Origin of the sequence: Streptococcus oralis, assembly GCF_001578945.1 — a bacterium.
GTDB lineage: Bacteria > Bacillota > Bacilli > Lactobacillales > Streptococcaceae > Streptococcus > Streptococcus oralis_Q.
Map to the genome: position 1 here is coordinate 1 of NZ_KQ969565.1, position 1,429 is coordinate 1,429.

1 protein-coding gene and 2 pseudogenes are annotated in these 1,429 nt (G+C 40.7%); 1 reads left to right on the plus strand and 2 read right to left on the minus strand.

What is annotated here, in order from left to right; all coding sequences use genetic code 11:
* Nucleotides 1-113: 113 nt before the first annotated feature.
* A pseudogene (locus SORDD16_RS12335) lies at nucleotides 114-209 on the minus strand (IS30 family transposase); the annotation flags it as partial.
* A 255-nt stretch (nucleotides 210-464) separates the two neighbouring features.
* Nucleotides 465-650 (minus strand): annotated as a pseudogene (locus tag SORDD16_RS09695) (DEAD/DEAH box helicase family protein); the annotation flags it as partial.
* Between the two features lie 135 nt (nucleotides 651-785).
* Here SORDD16_RS09695 and SORDD16_RS09700 point away from each other — a divergent pair.
* Entirely contained in the window at nucleotides 786-1,403 is a 618-nt protein-coding gene (locus SORDD16_RS09700) for a TVP38/TMEM64 family protein (RefSeq protein WP_061453281.1), read from the plus strand.
* Nucleotides 1,404-1,429 lie beyond the last annotated feature (26 nt).

Below are 1,429 nucleotides of genomic sequence, written 5' to 3' on the forward strand. Positions count from 1 at the left end.
AAGTTTGTTTGAAATTTCAGGAAGACGCTAAATTTCAAGTTCAAGTTAGTCAGCAAGCAGAAATTCTCTGAGAAACTTGTAGCCCAAGCATTTTTAGGAGAGTTATTAATTCAATCTTCGATGAAAGTGACTTTTTTAGGAATTGCTTCCTTTGTTCCTTTAGGTAACCATCTACGAATGAGCCTGTTGTGATTCTCTTGTCGTTTCCTAGTTTTTGGACTTCGACCTTAGAAAATCCGCTGGACACTTTGAGTCCCTTTTCCCAATCGGTACCTTTTTGAAACGTCCTTTTTCGATACATTGAGGACTACTCCACGCTTGATCTCTGGAGGGACTCCTTATTCGCTCATTGTACTTGCTATTTTGCTTTTTTCTAAAAGGGGGTGGAAAATCCAAACGATTCAAATCAGTCTCAATACTCTCCCGATTATAGACCAATCCAATTATAGATTAATCCAAGAAAGTACTCCATCTGTCAAGACAAGAGGTGAATTGCCAAAACGAGCGATTAGCTCGATATCAATGGTTGTCTTTCCAGTCCCTGGTGGGGCCACTAGGTGAACATGGCCATCTGTTTGATAGCTCTGAAAACGATCTAAGACTTCCTTTTGGTACTTTCTCCATCTTCCTTTAAATTTTAAATCTAACATTTCTTTCACCGTTATATCTCTTGACTTACTCCTTTAATTGTACCACACTTATATAAAAAGCAAGATAAGGAATCAAATTAGTCTTTATAAGAAAAATATGGTATAGTAGAATCATACTATCTATAAGGAGTTTACATGTCACAGGATAAGCAAATGAAAGCTGTTTCTCCCCTTCTACAGCAAGTCATCAATATCTCATCTATCGTTGGGGGAGTCGGCACCTTGATTTTCTGTATTTGGGCCTATCAGGCAGGAGTGTTACAGTCCAAGGAAACCCTATCGGTCTTTATCCAGCAAGCTGGGGTTTGGGGGCCACCACTCTTTATCTTTTTACAGATCCTACAAACCGTCGTTCCGATCATTCCGGGAGCTTTGACCTCAGTGGCTGGTGTCTTTATTTACGGACACATCATCGGAACCATCTATAACTATATCGGCATCGTGATTGGCTGTGCCATCATCTTTTACCTAGTGCGTCTCTACGGGGCTGCCTTTGTCCAGTCAGTCGTCAGCAAGCGCACCTATGACAAATACATTGGCTGGCTAGATAAGGGCAATCGCTTCGAGCGTTTCTTTATCTTTATGATGATTTGGCCTGTTAGTCCAGCTGATTTTCTCTGCATGCTGGCCGCCCTTACCAAGATGACCTTCAAGCGCTATATGATTATCATCGTTTTGACCAAACCCTTTACCCTAGTGGTTTATACTTATGGTTTGACCTATATTATTGATTTCTTCTGGCAGATGTTTTGAGAATAGAAAAATCCGTTTGGTTGGCA